General features: G+C 71.8%; 10 protein-coding genes and 2 pseudogenes. 7 read left to right on the top strand and 5 right to left on the bottom strand.

Annotation, left to right across the window (positions count from 1 at the left end):
- Nucleotides 1-20: 20 nt before the first annotated feature.
- Entirely contained in the window at nt 21-551 is a 531-nt protein-coding gene (locus ACFXI4_RS08885; protein WP_362728351.1) for a DUF2617 family protein, read from the bottom strand.
- A 335-nt stretch (nt 552-886) separates the two neighbouring features.
- On the bottom strand, nt 887-1,138 hold the full coding sequence (locus tag ACFXI4_RS08880) for a hypothetical protein (protein WP_384989018.1): 252 nt from the start codon (nt 1,136-1,138) through the stop codon (nt 887-889).
- A gap of 139 nt (nt 1,139-1,277) precedes the next feature.
- On the opposite strand from ACFXI4_RS08880, the gene ACFXI4_RS08875 reads away from it, so the two are divergent.
- The 3 genes from ACFXI4_RS08875 (at nt 1,278) to ACFXI4_RS08865 (ending at nt 3,148) form a co-directional block, all read left to right on the top strand.
- The gene (locus ACFXI4_RS08875) at nt 1,278-2,471 is read left to right on the top strand and encodes a pyridoxal phosphate-dependent aminotransferase (protein WP_384989017.1); all 1,194 of its coding nucleotides are present in this window, start codon (nt 1,278-1,280) and stop codon (nt 2,469-2,471) included.
- A 148-nt stretch (nt 2,472-2,619) separates the two neighbouring features.
- The gene (locus ACFXI4_RS08870) at nt 2,620-2,877 is read left to right on the top strand and encodes a type II toxin-antitoxin system Phd/YefM family antitoxin (protein WP_384989016.1); all 258 of its coding nucleotides are present in this window, start codon (nt 2,620-2,622) and stop codon (nt 2,875-2,877) included.
- 10 nt (nt 2,878-2,887) lie between these two features.
- Complete coding sequence (locus ACFXI4_RS08865) at nt 2,888-3,148, top strand: Txe/YoeB family addiction module toxin (RefSeq protein WP_384989015.1); 261 nt, start codon at nt 2,888-2,890, stop codon at nt 3,146-3,148.
- 65 nt (nt 3,149-3,213) lie between these two features.
- On the opposite strand, the gene ACFXI4_RS08860 is transcribed toward ACFXI4_RS08865, so the two are convergent.
- Nucleotides 3,214-5,373 carry a hypothetical protein gene (locus ACFXI4_RS08860; protein WP_384989014.1) on the bottom strand — a complete coding sequence of 720 codons (2,160 nt, stop codon included), beginning with the start codon at nt 5,371-5,373 and terminating at the stop codon, nt 3,214-3,216.
- Between the two features lie 293 nt (nt 5,374-5,666).
- Between ACFXI4_RS08860 and ACFXI4_RS08855 the strand changes: the two genes are divergently transcribed.
- The 4 genes and pseudogenes from ACFXI4_RS08855 (at nt 5,667) to ACFXI4_RS08840 (ending at nt 11,722) form a co-directional block, all read left to right on the top strand.
- Nucleotides 5,667-8,510, top strand: coding sequence for a DEAD/DEAH box helicase (locus ACFXI4_RS08855; protein ID WP_384989030.1), 2,844 nt, complete (start codon nt 5,667-5,669; stop codon nt 8,508-8,510).
- Nucleotides 8,507-9,820: an SWIM zinc finger family protein gene (locus ACFXI4_RS08850; RefSeq protein ID WP_384989013.1), complete on the top strand. Its 1,314-nt coding sequence runs from the start codon at nt 8,507-8,509 to the stop codon at nt 9,818-9,820. Before ACFXI4_RS08855 ends, ACFXI4_RS08850 begins: the two co-directional genes overlap by 4 nt.
- A gap of 159 nt (nt 9,821-9,979) precedes the next feature.
- Nucleotides 9,980-10,414, top strand: a pseudogene (locus ACFXI4_RS08845) (aminotransferase class I/II-fold pyridoxal phosphate-dependent enzyme); the annotation flags it as partial.
- Between the two features lie 249 nt (nt 10,415-10,663).
- Nucleotides 10,664-11,722, top strand: coding sequence for a hypothetical protein (locus tag ACFXI4_RS08840; RefSeq protein ID WP_384989029.1), 1,059 nt, complete (start codon nt 10,664-10,666; stop codon nt 11,720-11,722).
- Nucleotides 11,723-11,728: 6 nt separating this feature from the next.
- Here the strand turns inward: ACFXI4_RS08840 and ACFXI4_RS08835 are convergent, their stop codons facing one another.
- Both ACFXI4_RS08835 and clpB read right to left on the bottom strand, forming a co-directional pair.
- Nucleotides 11,729-12,262: a YbjN domain-containing protein gene (locus tag ACFXI4_RS08835; RefSeq protein WP_362728681.1), complete on the bottom strand. Its 534-nt coding sequence runs from the start codon at nt 12,260-12,262 to the stop codon at nt 11,729-11,731.
- A gap of 180 nt (nt 12,263-12,442) precedes the next feature.
- Nucleotides 12,443-15,031: pseudogene (clpB, locus tag ACFXI4_RS08830) on the bottom strand (ATP-dependent chaperone ClpB); the annotation flags it as partial.
- Nucleotides 15,032-15,479 lie beyond the last annotated feature (448 nt).

The raw sequence follows: 15,479 nt of genomic DNA, 5'->3' as shown, positions 1-15,479 counted from the left end.
TGACGGCGCGTCGGTTTATGTCATCGCGGGACGGATCGGGCCGCCGGCACCCGTACGCCGACCCTCGTCCGGGTCGCCACCAGCTGGCCGTCCTGCGGGTACGCGTGCCAGGTACGCCAGTGCACCTGGCCCTCGTGGCGCTGGGCGAGCAGTGCGGTGAACGCGTGCGGGCTGCCCGGGAAGACCCCGGCGAGGCCGTACGGGTGCTCGGAGACGAGGGCGAGCAGTTCCTGGGCGCGACCGGCGAAGGAGCCGGGAGACAGCACCTCGACGCGCGCCGCGAACTCGTACTCCCAGTCGCCGACGCGCTTGGCGACTCCGAGCGGCAGGGGGGTGCTGGACCCCGGGATGCACGCCACCGTCTCCGAACAGCCGCCGCACTCCTCCTCCAGGAGAACCTGATGGGACGCACCCAGCAGTCTGAGCTGCAGCTTCGCCCCGGACAGTTCCAGGTCGAGGGTGGCCAGGGCGGGCAGCGGCTCGCGACCGAGGGCCCAGGCGAGGTCGGCCGCGCGCGTATCGCTGTAGGTGGTGTTCAGGGTCGTGAGCATGGATCGGCTCCGCTAACACGCAAATGGGGAGGAGGGTGGTCCGGCGCACCTCGGTGGACACCGGGAGATCGGCCCCGGCCGGCCCAGCCGGGGGAGGGGTGTCGTCAGGACGTCCGAGGCGCTGCTTTGGTGATTTAGAGGGAATCATGAACTGTGGCGCCACCACAGCGTTTTTACCCAACTTCGTGGGGTTTCCATCCCTCAGAGGGCTCCACAGCTCAACTGTTCAACCACGTTGAGCGCCCTGGCCCCTCCGGCGCACGACGTGGCGCCCGGGGAGAGCCACCCGCTCTACGTCCGGACGCCCCGCTCCCCCGTGTCCCCCGAGGCCTCGGTCAGCTGCCCCCACCGCAGCCGCCCCCGCCGCCGCACGACGACCCGCCGCCGCACGAGGAGTGGCCTCCTCCGCACGAGTGACCCCCGTGGCCGCCGTGGCCGCCGCCGGAGGACGACCCCGAGTCCCCCGCCCACCAGCTGCCGCCGGAGGACGAGGAGATTCCGCTCCGTCCGGCACCCTTGCGGACCACGCCCGCGACGATCGCCAGGCAGACGATCGCGGCCACCAGCACGATGAGGACGGTGCCCATGGCGTCACCTTCTTTCGGTTCGCGCGGAGCGACCCCCCGTGGGCGCCCCGGCCGCCGCGTGACCGCGGCGTGAGCCGGTGATGCCCGGCCCTCCGGGCGGCGAAAGCAGAGTTGAGGAACTCCAGAGCTTGGGCGCAGGATGACCGGCATGACCTCCAGCGAACGCCCTCTGCTGAATCGCCGGCTCGCCGAGTTCGGGACCACGATCTTCGCCGAGATGTCGGCCCTGGCGCTCCGCACCGGGTCCATCAACCTGGGGCAGGGGTTCCCGGACACCGACGGCCCCGAGGAGGTCAGGGAGGCGGCCGTGCGGGCGCTGCGCGAGGGGCACGGCAACCAGTACCCGCCGGGGCCGGGCGTCCCCGAGCTGCGCACCGCGATCGCCGCGCACCAGGAGCGCCGGTACGGGCTGTCGTACGACCCGGACGCGGAGGTACTGGTCACGGCCGGCGCGACGGAGGCGATCGCGGCCGCCCTGCTGGCCCTCGTGGAGCCGGGTGACGAGGTGGTCGCACTGGAGCCCTACTACGACTCCTACGCGGCCTGTATCGCCATGGCCGGCGGCACCCGGGTCCCGGTCACCCTCCGCCCGGACGGCGCCGCCTTCCGCCTGGACCTCGACGAACTGCGCGCGGCCGTCACCCCCCGCACCCGGCTCCTGCTGGTCAACACCCCGCACAACCCGACCGGCACGGTGCTCACCCGCACCGAGCTGACCGCGATCGCCGAACTGGCGGTCGAACGCGACCTCCTGGTCGTCACCGACGAGGTCTACGAGCACCTGGTCTTCGACCCGGCCGGGCACCTGCCCCTCGCCACCCTGCCCGGCATGCGCGAGCGCACGGTCACCATCGGGTCGGCCGGCAAGACCTTCTCCTTCACCGGCTGGAAGGTCGGCTGGGTGACCTCGACGCCGGAGCTGGTCACGGCGGTCCGCTCGGCCAAGCAGTTCCTGACGTACGTCTCCTCGGGCCCCTTCCAGTACGCGGTCGCGGAGGCCCTCGCCCTCCCGGACGCCTATTTCGAGGCCTTCCGCGACGACATGCGGGCCAAGCGCGACATCCTCGCCGCGGGCCTCACGGAGGCGGGCTTCAAGGTCTACGACACCGCCGGCACGTACTTCATCACCACCGACATCCGCCCCCTCGGCGAGACCGACGGCTTCGCCTTCTGCCGCTCCCTCCCGGAACGGGCCGGCGTCGTCGCCATCCCCAACGCGGTCTTCTACGACCACCGGGAGGCCGGAGCACCCTATGTCCGGTTCGCGTTCTGCAAGCGCACCGAGGTACTGACAGAAGCGGCGGAACGGCTCCGCAAGGCATTCGCGGGCTGACCGCCGTCCTTGCGGAACGGCCGATGCGTTCCCCGCTGCCTGCCACGTCTCGCCCGCCACGAAACTTCCGCGCCGCGGCTGTCATTCCGGTGCTTGCCATACCGACAGAGACAGACGTACAATTTCCTGTACGTAAAGGGGGTCGATCATGAAGACCATGACGTATTCCGAGTCGCGCGCACGGTATGCCGAGGTGCTCAACTCCGTCACCGATGACCGCGAAGAGGTCGTCATCACCCGGGCCGGACATGACCCGGTCGTCATCGTCTCCCTTGAGGACTACGAGTCCCTGAAGGAGACGGCGTACCTGCTGCGGAGCCCGGCGAACGCCCGGCGTCTGCTCGCGTCCATCGACGAGCTGGAAAACGGCGGCGGCACCGTACGCGAGCTGGCGACCGACGAATAGGGGCCGCGAGTTGAAGATCACCTTCTCCTCCCGTGCCTGGGAGGACTACCTGTGGTGGCAGCTTCAGGACCGGAAGATCCTGAAGCGCATCAACACACTCATCGCGGACATCGCCCGGAACGGCAACGAGGGGATCGGCAAACCAGAACCCCTCAAGCACGGGTTCCAGGGCTACTGGTCGCGCCGCATCAACGACGAGCACCGACTGATCCACAAGGCCACCGAGGACGGCGTCCTGATCGCACAGTGCCGCTACCACTACGAGAGCTGACCGAACTCGACCGGATCGAGCACAGCCTCTGTCGGCCTCAGCGTAGCGTTCAGCACGTCGGCGCCTCATCCTCGATGCCGGGATCCGACTTTGGTCGCGGACCTGCGCAGTCGCTTGGCCAGCGCCTTGTCCCGAGCCCTCAGAAGCCGCCCTGCCGCCTCCAGCACGGCCCCGGTGGCGGGGTGGCGGCAGCGCCACAGGTCGTCGGCGGTCTGTTCCAGCAGCGGCAGCACCGAGTCCCCCTCCTGTTCCAGGAACATGGCGAGTGCCTCGTCCGCCACGCCGAGCGGGCCCCACAGATGGTCCACGAGCCTCCACAGCTGGAGTTCCGGGCCGTGTCCTTCGGGGATCTCACCACGGTCGGCCAGCGTGATCGCCGCGGTCTCGGCGCAGCCGGGGACCTGGGAGGCCGCGGCTTTGCGCAGGACCGCGAGCGCTCGCGGTTCATCGAGTTCCGCGAGCACCGGCGCGGCGGCAAGGCGGCGGAGGGCGGCATCGGCTTCCAGACCGGCGCAGGCGTCGATGAGCTGGACCGCGGCTGAGCCCTGGCCCCGATGACTGATCCATCCGGTGATCTCGGAGTGGGCGGACTCCTGGTCGTAGTCGAGCAGGGCGTCGAGCAAGGTCGGGGCGTCTGCGTCGGCCAGTTCGCCGATGAGAGGAGCGTGGAATCCCTCAGCGAGCAGGTACTCGCGCAGTCCGTGGCGTCCCAGCGGAGTGAGCCGGAGCCGTGTCCCGGCCGGCTGTGTGCCGTCGCCGTCCTCGGCACTCGCCTTGATACCGAGGATGCCGAGGATGACGTGCTCCCGCTGCCGGCTCGTCTCCGGACCGGTCTCGACCTCCGCCGCCTGATACTCGGCGAGGACAACGGCCGCCTGGTCGAGGATCTGCAGGAGGAACAGTTCGACCAGCCGTGCCTCCTGCTTCGGGAGCCCCTCGCGGAGTGTGCCGACGAGCAGCGCGGTGTCCAGCCATTCGCCGTCGGGAACCTCGTACAGCGCCCGCAGCACCACCGCCGGCAGGCCGTGGCCGTCCTCGTCCTCGATGTCCAGCGCGCCCAGCAGCACCGGGGACAGGCCGAGGTTCCCGAGGTCGTTCAGATCGTCGAGTTCGTCCCCGAGCGCATGGCACCAGAGTTCCAGTACTCCCTCGTCGTCCGCGGTAGCGGGCAGGCCGGTACCGGGGTGGGCGACGCCCCTGCCGATCTCCACCAGGTCCCCGTACACGGCGAGCCGCCAGGGGACGTCCAGGCAGGGCAGGTCTCCGGAGCTGCGCAGGCGGGCCAGCCGCTCGTCGCGCTCCTCGGGCCGGAGTCCGCTCAGTTCGTCGTCCTGGGTCCAGAGTGCGAGTTCCTGGACGGCCTGGCGGCCCAGTGCGGGCTTGAGCACGTCCCGGGACGTGACGGCTCGTCCGCCCTGGCACCAGTGGGCCAGGCGGAGGGCGGAGACGATCAGCGGCACCTGCCGGGCGGCCGCGGCGAGTTCCGCGCGAGGTGCGAGGGAGACGGGTCGCACCGGGACGGACTCCATGTCCCAGTCATCGCCGTCCTCGTCGTCGTGGACCTCGCCGCAGGAACAGCGCCGCCCGCCGGGGGAGGCTTCGGCCGGGCCTTGTGCCGGGGTGGCCGTGGGCGGCTGCGGGTCCAGGCCGGCCAGTTCCCGGTCCAGGGCGTCGCGGTCGAAGCGGGCGGCGTCGAACCCCTCCTCGTGCAGGGTTTCGACCAGGTCGGTCCACGGCTCGGGGGCCGGTGCGCCACGGTCCGCGACGGCGTCGAGTACGGCTTGCAGTCCCCAGGCTCCCCCGATGTCCTCGGCACGGGGCAAGGCGCGGCGACCCCCGGTGCAGCGGACGCGCCGGTCGGGAGCGGACGCGGGGAGGATCTTCTCCAGCGTGATCCGGTGCCGCCAGTCGTCGCCGAAGTCGTAGGTGTACTCCAGTCGGCCGCCTTCGTAGGGCAGCACCTCGGCCACGGTCACGGACTCCTCGTCGGCGTCGCGGAAAGGATCGCGGTCCAACGGTGCGTCGAAGTCGACGAACTGACGGCCTGAGGCAGGTTCGGTGAAGGAATGCAGGTGGGAGTCGTGCCAGCCGAAGCATGTCTGGATGATGTCGTGCAGGCAGCCGAGCGAGGTGTCGGCGGGCAGGGTGACCCGGCGCCAGACCGGCGGGCTGATGTCTCGCAGGGCGATCTTCAGCTGGTACGTCGGCACGGGTTCGGCGATCACGGCGAAGGGGTTCCCTCAAGGCGGAGGCGGATTCCGGCACCGGTAGGGCCGCGATCGCAAAGAGGTCGCGCCGGTCCCCGGCAGGTGCCGGTGACATCTTTCCGCACTGCGCCGAGTGGGCGAAACACATCTGGCGTTTCCTGTCCGCCCGCGCGGATAGCCTTGACCCGCCGAGGGCTCGTGGGCTACCCGCGCCCTCCCGAACGTGTGCAGGAGCCTGGCCAGGAGTGGGTGCGGTGGCGAAGGTTTACCCGTCGGCGGAGCCCGAGTCGGCGGCTCCGGACCGGGAACGGATGTTTGCCGGGTTGCCCGAGCTCGCCCTGGGCGAGGCGGTGTTCCTTCCCGCGGACCCGCCCCGGACGGGACGGATGGCGTTCTGGACGCCCGGGAGTGAGCCACCGGACCTCGGGGTGGAACCCGAGGAACTCACCGTGGTCCGGCCGCACGGTTCGTCCGTGCGCCGGGCGCGGGTGGTCGCCGTGCTGCTGCCGGTGGAGCAGACGCTGCCGCTGCTGACCCGCTGCCGGGCACTCGGCGCGGACGGCAGCGGGCGGGCATCGTCCGGTACCGCGTTCTGGGGCACAGCGGTCCTGCTGGGACTGCGTCTGCTCGCCCGGGGCAGGATGCTGCCCGGGGTGTCACCCGAAGGATTCGACGCCTGGCGGGTCGGCCCGCTGGACACCGAGGACCACGAGCGGCTGGCCACCCTTGCCGCCGCCATGCCTCCTCAGGCCCGCGCGGTCGCGGTCCCTGGAGTCTCCCCCCTCGCGCTTCCGGCGGCCGAGCCACTGCTGCGGGCCTTCCTGGATGCCATGGCCGATTCTCTCGCCCGCCCTCCCGCCGCCCGCCAGGTGACCGGCGGACCGGCGTTCGCGGTACGCGCCCCGCAGTCCGTGCCCGAGCAGCGGGGGTGGGCGGCGGAGGTCGCCGCCGGCCGAGATGCGGGCCTCGAGGTGTCGCTGCGGCTGGAACTGGGCCGCGCGGACTCCATCCGGGCCGTGGTCCAGCTGCGCAGCCTGGCCGATCCCACGGTTCTCGCCGACGCCGCGGACCTGTGGTCCGGCCACGCAACCGCCCCCGAACTGTTCGGTCCACGGGCCAAAGTGGACACGCTGCTGACACTGCGCCGGGCCGCCCGCGCCTGGCCCCCGGCCGGACGGCTGCTGGACTCCGCCGCCCCGGCCGGCCTGGAGCTGTCCGACGAGGAGGCCCAGGCGCTACTGGGCGACGCGGCGGAAAGCCTTGCCGCCGCCGGCGTCGCCGTGCACTGGCCCAAGGAGCTGGTACGCGAGCTGACGGCCTCCGGCGTCCTGGAACCCGTACGCCGCCAGGGAACGCAGTCTGCGGCCGAGTCGTTCCTGTCCTCCGGCGGTCTGCTGGACTTCCGCTGGCGGGTCGCGCTCGGAGACCGGGAACTCACCGAGGAGGAGCTGGAGCGGCTGGTCCAGGCACACCGGCCGATCGTGCGGCTGCGCGACCAGTGGGTGGTCGTGGACCCGGATCTGGTCCGCCGGCTGCGCCGGGCCGCGCAGTCCAGGACGGCCCCGCTCACCCCGATCGACGCCCTGGGCGCCGCGCTCACCGGCAGCGTGGAGGTGGACGGCGAACAGGTGGCGGTCACCGCGAGCGGCGTACTGGAAGAGCTGCGCTCCCGGATCGCCGACCCCGAGGCCCGCACCGCGCGCGAGCCCCAGGGGCCGCCGAAAGCCCTGGCCGCAACCCTGCGCGACTACCAGCTGCGCGGCCTGAACTGGCTGCACCGGATGACCTCGCTCGGCCTGGGCGGCTGCCTCGCCGACGACATGGGCCTGGGCAAGACCGTGACCCTGATCGCTCTCCACCTGCGTCGCCAGGAGCGGAAGACCACCGCCGGCCCCACCCTGGTGGTCTGCCCCGCCTCGCTGCTCGGCAACTGGGAGCACGAGATCCGGCGCTTCGCGCCCGCCACCCCGGTGCGCCGCTTCCACGGCCCCGGCCGTGACCTGGCCGGCCTCGACGGCGGAGCGGACGGCGGCTTCGTCCTGACCACCTACGGGACCATGCGCCGCGACACCGAACGCCTCACCGGGCAGCCCTGGGGCTTGCTCGTCGCCGACGAGGCCCAGCACGTCAAGAACCCGCACGCGCTCACCGCCCAGGCCCTGCGCCGGATCCCCTCCCGGGGACGGGTCGCGTTGACCGGCACCCCGGTCGAGAACAACCTGTCCGAACTGTGGTCACTGCTCGACTGGACCACCCCCGGCCTGCTCGGCACGCTCACCTCCTTCCGTGACCGCTACGCCACGGCCGTCGAGGGCGACCGCGACGAACAGGCCGCCCGGCGGCTGGCCGCCCTGGTCCGCCCCTTCCTGCTGCGCCGGCGCAAATCCGACCCCGGCATCGCGCCCGAACTGCCGCCCAAGACCGAGACCGACCAGCCGGTGTCCCTGACGAAGGAACAGGTCTCGCTGTACGAGGCGCTGGTACGCGAACTCATGGCCGAGATCGAGGAAAAACAGGGCATGGCGCGGCGCGGCCTGGTGATGAAGCTCCTCACCGGCCTGAAGCAGATCTGCAACCACCCCGCGCAGTTCCTGAAGGAACCCGCGAGTGCCAGGCTCCCGGGCCGCTCGGGGAAACTGGAACTCCTGGACGAACTCCTGGACACCGTCCTGGCCGAGGACGAATCGGCTCTGGTCTTCACCCAGTACGTGGCGATGGGCACGCTGATCGAACGCCACCTGGCCGACCGCGGCGTGGACACCCTGTTCCTGCACGGAGGCACCACGGTCAAACGCCGCGAGGAGATGGTCGACGCCTTCCAGACCGGCGAGAAGAAGGTGTTCCTGCTGTCCCTCAAGGCCGCCGGGACCGGTCTGAACCTGACCCGGGCCGGACACGTCATCCACTACGACCGCTGGTGGAACCCGGCCGTGGAGGACCAGGCCACCGACCGCGCCTACCGGATCGGACAGACCCAGCCGGTCCAGGTGCACAAGCTGATCGCCGAGGGCACCGTGGAGGACCGGGTCGCCGAGATGCTCCGCCACAAGCGGGAACTGGCCGACTCGGTGCTCGGCTCGGGCGAGGCGGCCTTCAGCGAACTGAGCGACAGCGAACTGGCCGAACTGGTCACACTGCGAAGGACGGGACGATGACCGGGCGTAGCCGGCCGGGCGAGTCGGCTGCCCGTACCTTCGAGGCACTCCCGCCGGCCAAGGGCAGCCGCGCGCCCTTCGCCGACTCCTGGTGGGGCCGCGCATGGCTGCGCTCCCTGGAGGAGTCCTCCCTGGACTCCGGCCGCCTCTCGCGGGGCCGGACCTACGCGCGCGGCGGCGCGGTCGGACCGGTCACCGTCGCCCCCGGCTCGGCTGCCGCCCCGGTGCAGGGCAGCCGCCGCACCCCGTACCGTTCCACGGTCCAGGTCGAGCAGCTGACGGACCAGCAGTGGGACCGGCTGCTCGACATGATCGCCGAGCGGGCCGCCAACATCGCCGCGCTGCTGGACGGCGAGATGCCCGCCGGGCTCGCCGACGACGCGGCAGCCGCCGGTGTCCCGCTGCTGCCCGGCCCACGGGACCTCGACCCCGAGTGCAGCTGCCCCGACTGGGGCTACCCCTGCAAACACGCCGCGGCCCTCTGCTACCAGGTCGCCCGGCTTCTGGACCGCGACCCCTTCGTGTTGCTGCTCCTGCGGGGGCGCGGCGAGCGGGAGCTGATGGACGAGCTCGGCCGCCGCAACACCGCCCACGCCTCCGCGGAAGCCGCGGTGTCTTCGACAACGGCAGGAGCGGATCCCGACGGGTCCCCGGCGCGGACCGGCGATCCCGCAGGGCCCGCCTTCGCCTCACGCACCGACCTGCCGCCCCTGCCCGCGCCGCCGCCGCTGCCGGAACGGGCCGGCCGCGGCCCCGCGCTGGTGGACTCGGCCGTCCCGGAGCCCGGCGTGGACCCGGCCGCGCTCGAACTGCTCGCCGCCGACACCGCGATGCGTGCCCACCATCTGCTCGCCGGAGCACTCGGCCCACGGCATGCCGACACCGCCCTGCCCGTCCCGCTCACCGAATGGCAGGACGCCGTCCGCTTCGCCGCCGCTCACCCCACCCTGGAGGTCCTCGCCCGGATCGCTTCGAACTGCGGCCGCACCCCCCGCGAACTCGCCGCCGCCACCCGCGCCTGGCGGTACGGCGGCGTCGCATCCCTGGACGTACTGGAAAGCCCTTGGACCCCACCCGCCTCTCGTCTGGAGCGCGACCGCGAGGCGCTGCGAGCGGACTGGGCCGACGGCACACCGCCCCGGCTCTGCTCCTGGCGCAACCGCTGGACCGTGGAGGGCCACGACGCCCAACTGCGCCTGGGCCAGGACGGTCTGTGGTACCCGTACACCAAGGACCAGGGCACCTGGTGGCCGGCCGGACCGCCTGACGCCGATCCCGCCGTCGTCCTGACCGCTCTCCTCGAAGCATGATGCCTCGGGGTGCCCCTGCGATCCACCGATTCCGTCCCCGGCCGCACGGTGCGTTCGGTCGCGCGGCGCAGATGCGCGGATCCGGTCGGCGTCCCGACCGGCGACGGCGGACTCCGGTGAGCCCGGTGCGCCACATACGAATGAGTGTGTGAACGAGGAGTGGCCTGGGTGACCTCGACGCCGGAGCTGGTCACGGCGGTCCGCTCGGCCAAGCAGTTCCTGACGTACGTCTCCTCGGGCCCCTTCCAGTACGCGGTCGCGGAGGCCCTCGCCCTCCCGGACGCCTGTTTCGAGGCCTTCCGCGACGACATGCGGGCCAAGCGCGACATCCTCGCCGCGGGCCTCACGGAGGCGGGCTTCAAGGTCTACGACACCGCCGGCACGTACTTCATCACCACCGACATCCGCCCCCTCGGCGAGACCGACGGCTTCGCCTTCTGCCGCTCCCTCCCGGAACGGGCCGGCGTCGTCGCCATCCCCAACGCGGTCTTCTACGACCACCGGGAGGCCGGAGCACCCTTCGTACGGTTCGCGTTCTGCAAACGCCCGGAAGTCCTGAAGGAGGCGGCGGAGCGGTTGCGGCGACTGGGATAGGCGTCCCCGATACCACCCCCGGAAGCGCCGGCGGTCCGCGCCACGCCAGTCGGTGGGCGCCCCCGCTACCCCATCGGGCGCACATTTCTCGCACTTCGCCCCGGTCCCCCGCAGGGTGCGAGTGTGAGCCACGCCAGCACCACCGCCAGTACGACCAGCAGCACCGCCCCCGGCGCCGCCGCTCTCACCCCGTCCTTCGCGGCGGGCGGCGTCGCGCTGGGGCTGTTCGCGGCGGCCCGGCTCACCGGCATGGCCGTCGTCGCGCTGGCCGCCTGGGCGGGCGGCAGGCATCCGCTGACCCTGCTCGGCCGGTCCTGGGACTCGGTCTGGTACCTCGGCATCGCGGCGCACGGCTACGGCCGCACCCTGTACTTCCGTCCCGACGTCGTCCACAGCGACCTGGCGTTCTTCCCGCTCTATCCGGGACTGGTCCGCGTCCTGACGGCCGTCACCCCGCTGAGCGGGGCGGGCGCCGGCCTGCTGGTGTCCTGGACGGCCGCCGCCGTCGCCGCCGCGGGCATCTACGCGGTGGGCGCCCGGCTGCACGGCCGCGCGGTGGCCACGGCCCTCGTCGTCCTGTGGGGCCTGCTCCCGCACTCCGTCGTGCTGTCCATGGCGTACACGGAACCGGTCCTGACCGCGTTCGCCGCCTGGTCCCTGTACGCGGTCCTGGCCGGAAACTGGCTGTGGGCGGGCAGCCTGGCCACCCTGTCGGGCCTGTCCCGGCCGAACGGCTTCGCGGTCGCGGCGGCCGTGCTGCTCGCCGCCGCCTGCGAGATCCGCCGCCGCCGCGGCCGGGTTGCCCACAGGCTGTGGACGGGCGCGGCTCTCGCCCCGCTCGGCTGGCTCTCGTACGTCCTGTGGGTGGGCCGCCGCACCGGCGATCCGCTGGGCGGCTACTTCGGCGTGCAGCGCCTGTGGGGCTCACGCTTCGACCTCGGCCGGGGCTCGCTCCGCTTCGTCCGCGGCCTGCTGCTGCGCGGCGACCGCTTCGTCTTCCCGATGGCCCTGGTGATCGTGGCGGCGGCGGTGGTGCTCTTCGCGCTCCTGCTGCTGGACCGGGCGCCGCTCCCGCTCGTCGCCTACACCGCCGTGCTCCTGCTGATCACGCTCGGCGGCTCGGGCTTCTTCGAGTCCAAGCCCCGCTTCCTGCTGCCGGCCTTCCCCCTCCTGCTCCCCCTGGCCCGGGCACTGGTCCGCACGGCGAGAGCCCGGCCCTGGCACGCGACCGTGGTGGTCGCGGCCCTGGCCGGGCTCTCGTTCGGCTACGGCGCGTACCTGGTCGTCCTCGCCGGCACACCCCTGTAGCGCCGCCTACTCCTCGTCGTCGCCTTCGGGCTGGTCGGCCTCGTTGACGGCCTCCTCCAGGCCGAGCTGCTCCACGAGCCACTTGTCGAACTCGATCGCGGCCCGCACCCAGCTGACCGTGGACGACACGAAGTGGTTGATGTCGACGCCCATGCCGATCAGCATCTGCGCCTCGCCGATGAGACGGACGGTGCCGTCGTCATGGGTGTGGGTGTAGACCTTGGGCCACAGCGTCCGGCGGTTCCAGTCGTCGATCGACTCCAGGAGCTGGGGCTTCTCGTCGATCTTGTGGGGGCGGTCGTAGAACGTCCGCACCGAGAAGACCGACTGCTCGTCCTCGCCGCGGAACATGAAGTACGTACGGAACTGTTCCCACGGCGCCGCGAGGTCGCCCTCGTCGTCGACGACGTACTTCAGCTCCATCTGGTCGAGGAGCTGCTTCACAAGATCCTGATCCGGGACGACGGGGCCCGCCGGTCCTTGGGGCTGCGGCTCGGGCTGGCCCCCGAAGTTCGGAATCGAGGACGGGTCGATGGTCACCGTGATTTTCCCTTCATACGGATCCCGCCATCCTCCCCCATCCGGGGAGGGGGGTGGCAACCCCCGCCCCGGCGGGTTCATCTCCCGTTGGCGGAATTCCGCTCAGAGCGTTTTTCCGGTCTCCTGACCGGTGCTTTCGACGGCTTCCCCGGCCGTTTCACCGGGCTCACCCGCCGCCTCCTCCGACGTCACCGGGCCCACGATCAGGCCCTCGCCGAAGGCGTCCACCCGGATCGTGTCGCCGTCCTTGACCTCGCCGGAGAGGATCTCCCTGGCGAGGCGGTCGCCGATGGCGGTCTGGACCAGGCGGCGCAGCGGGCGGGCGCCGTACGCCGGGTCGTTGCCCTCCTCGGCGAGCCAGGCCAGGGCCTCAGGGGTGATCTCCAGGGCGAGGCGCCGGTCGGCCAGCCGCCTGGCCAGCCGGTCGATCTGGAGCCTGGCGATCCTGGCCAGCTCGTCCTTGGCCAGCGCGGAGAAGACCACCAGGTCGTCCAGGCGGTTGAGGAACTCCGGCTTGAAGGACTGCCGGACCGTCTCCAGGACCTGCCGCTTCTTCTCCTCCTCGCCGAGCACCGGGTCCACCAGGTACTGGCTGCCCAGGTTCGACGTCAGCACCAGGATGGTGTTGCGGAAGTCGACCGTGCGGCCCTGGCCGTCGGTGAGGCGGCCGTCGTCCAGCACCTGGAGGAGGATGTCGAAGACCTCCGGGTGGGCCTTCTCCACCTCGTCGAGGAGCACGACCGAGTACGGGCGGCGGCGGACGGCCTCGGTGAGCTGGCCGCCCTCCTCGTAACCGACGTATCCGGGCGGGGCGCCGACCAGCCGCGCCACGCTGTGCTTCTCGCTGTACTCCGACATGTCGATCCGGACCATCGCCCGCTCGTCGTCGAAGAGGAAGTCGGCGAGCGCCTTGGCCAGTTCCGTCTTGCCGACGCCGGTCGGGCCGAGGAAGAGGAAGGAGCCGGTCGGGCGGTCCGGGTCGGCGATACCGGCACGGGAACGCCGTACCGCGTCCGACACCGCGCGCACGGCCTCGGTCTGGCCGATGAGGCGGCGGCCCAGCTCGTCCTCCATGCGGAGCAGCTTCTGGGTCTCGCCCTCCAGGAGACGCCCGGCGGGGATGCCGGTCCAGGCGGCCACCACGTCCGCGATGTCGTCGGAGCCGACCTCGTCCTTGACCATGGTGTCCCTGGCCGTCTCCTCCTCGGCCTCGGACGCGGCCTCCAACTCCTTCTCCAGCTGCGGGATCTCGCCGTACAGCAGCTTGGAGGCGGTGTCGAAGTCGCCGTCGCGCTGGGCGCGTTCGGCGGTGCCGCGCAGTTCGTCGAGCTTCTCCTTCAGCTCGCCGACCCGGTTCAGGGACTGCTTCTCGCGCTCCCAGCGGGCGTTGAGGCCGCGCAGGTCCTCCTCCTTGTCGGCGAGGTCGCGGCGCAGCTTCTCCAGGCGCTCCCGGGAGGCCGGGTCGGTCTCCTTCTCCAGCGCCAGCTCCTCCATCTTCAACCGGTCCACGACGCGCTGGAGTTCGTCGATCTCCACGGGTGAGGAGTCGATCTCCATCCGGAGCCTGGAGGCCGCCTCGTCGACCAGGTCGATGGCCTTGTCGGGGAGGAAGCGGGAGGTGATGTAGCGGTCGGAGAGGGTCGCGGCGGCGACCAGCGCGCTGTCCGCGATCTGCACCTTGTGGTGGGCCTCGTAACGGCCCTTGAGGCCACGGAGGATGGCGATGGTGTCCTCGACGGTCGGCTCCGCCACCAGCACCTGCTGGAAACGGCGCTCCAGCGCCGGGTCCTTCTCGATCCGCTCCCGGTACTCGTCGAGGGTGGTCGCGCCGACCATGCGCAGCTCGCCGCGGGCCAGCATCGGCTTCAGCATGTTGCCGGCGTCCATCGCGGAGTCACCGCCGGCACCGGCGCCGACGACCGTGTGCAGCTCGTCGATGAAGGTGATGACCTGCCCGTCGGAGTCCTTGATCTCGGCGAGGACGGTCTTCAGCCGCTCCTCGAACTCACCCCGGTACTTCGCGCCCGCGACCATCGCGCCCAGGTCCAGCGCCACCAGCCGCTTGTTCTTCAGCGACTCGGGCACATCGCCCTTGACGATCCGCTGGGCGAGGCCCTCGACCACGGCGGTCTTGCCGACGCCCGGCTCACCGATGAGCACGGGGTTGTTCTTGGTCCGGCGGGAGAGGACCTGAACGACCCGCCGGATCTCCTGGTCCCGCCCGATGACGGGGTCGAGCTTGCCGTCCCGCGCGGCGGCCGTGAAGTCCGTGCCGAACTTCTCCAGTGCCTTGTACTGGCCCTCGGGGTCGGCGGTGGTCACCCGGCGGCCGCCACGCGTCTTCTGGAAGGCCTCCACCAGCTTTTTCGCGGTGGCCCCCTGCCGGTCGAGCACCTCGCCGGCCGCGCCGCCCTTCGCGGCGATGCCGATCAGCAGGTGTTCGGTGGAGAGGAAGTCGTCGCCGAGGTCGCGGGCCCGCTCGTCCGCGTCGGCGAGGACCGCGAGCAGCTCACGGCTGGGCTGCGGGGGCGCGACCGTGGAGCCGGTCACGCTGGGCAGCGCGGTCAGTACCCGCTCGGCACCCTGCCGTACGACGGCCTGGTCGGCGTCCACGGCCGCGAGCAGGTCGGTGATGTTCTCGTTGTCCTGGCCCGCCAGCAGAGCGAGCAGCAGGTGGGCAGGGGTGAGGTCCGCGTGCCCCTCGGTCACGGCCCGGCTGCTGGCCGCGTTGATCGCGTCACGGCTCCTGTTGGTCAGCTCGGCGTCCACGTTCGCGTTCTCCTCCTCGGCATCGTTCGGCTGACTCAGCCAACGTACACAAAGTTGAGTCTATTCCACTCAAGGTCGGGAGGGGAGCCCTTCCCTGGGACCAGCTTCGGGGTGCGCGGGCCCGGCTGCCGGGGGAGCGCGTACGGATGGGGCCGACGGCCGGAAGGGGCGGGCGACAGCGGCCCCGCGGCCGGCGGAGGCCGCCCGGGGCCGTCGACTCGGGGCGCGCGACCCGTTCTGCTGACGTTCCAGCGGCGGGTTTCGGCCACGGTGAGCCTTGGCCGAAACCGGCCGATAGGCAGAAATGTCCCCAGAAAACTGCAGCGGCGTCACCGTGTTCAGGTGCCCGTGGCCCCGGGGGGGGGGGGAGTAACGGGGCGGTCTTTTAACGCCGGGGGATCGCGGCCGGCCCCGGGGGGGGGGGCCCGGGTGGGGCACACCGCCCGGG

This window comes from Streptomyces sp. NPDC059224, from assembly GCF_042754285.1.
Classification (GTDB): domain Bacteria; phylum Actinomycetota; class Actinomycetes; order Streptomycetales; family Streptomycetaceae; genus Streptomyces.
The sequence above is the reverse complement of the archived record's forward strand: the minus strand, read 5'-3'. Positions and strand labels throughout refer to the sequence as shown.

What these genes read in the sequence shown, in the direction of transcription:
- ACFXI4_RS08875 (WP_384989017.1), top strand. Translation starts at nt 1,278, where the DNA reads ATGACCGGCATGACCTCCAGCGAACGCCCTCTGCTGAATCGCCGGCTC.
- ACFXI4_RS08850 (WP_384989013.1), top strand. Translation starts at nt 8,507, where the DNA reads ATGACCGGGCGTAGCCGGCCGGGCGAGTCGGCTGCCCGTACCTTCGAG.
- ACFXI4_RS08840 (WP_384989029.1), top strand. Translation starts at nt 10,664, where the DNA reads ATGGCCGTCGTCGCGCTGGCCGCCTGGGCGGGCGGCAGGCATCCGCTG.
- ACFXI4_RS08885 (WP_362728351.1), bottom strand. Translation starts at nt 551, where the DNA reads ATGCTCACGACCCTGAACACCACCTACAGCGATACGCGCGCGGCCGAC.
- ACFXI4_RS08870 (WP_384989016.1), top strand. Translation starts at nt 2,620, where the DNA reads ATGAAGACCATGACGTATTCCGAGTCGCGCGCACGGTATGCCGAGGTG.
- ACFXI4_RS08880 (WP_384989018.1), bottom strand. Translation starts at nt 1,138, where the DNA reads ATGGGCACCGTCCTCATCGTGCTGGTGGCCGCGATCGTCTGCCTGGCG.
- ACFXI4_RS08855 (WP_384989030.1), top strand. Translation starts at nt 5,667, where the DNA reads ATGTTTGCCGGGTTGCCCGAGCTCGCCCTGGGCGAGGCGGTGTTCCTT.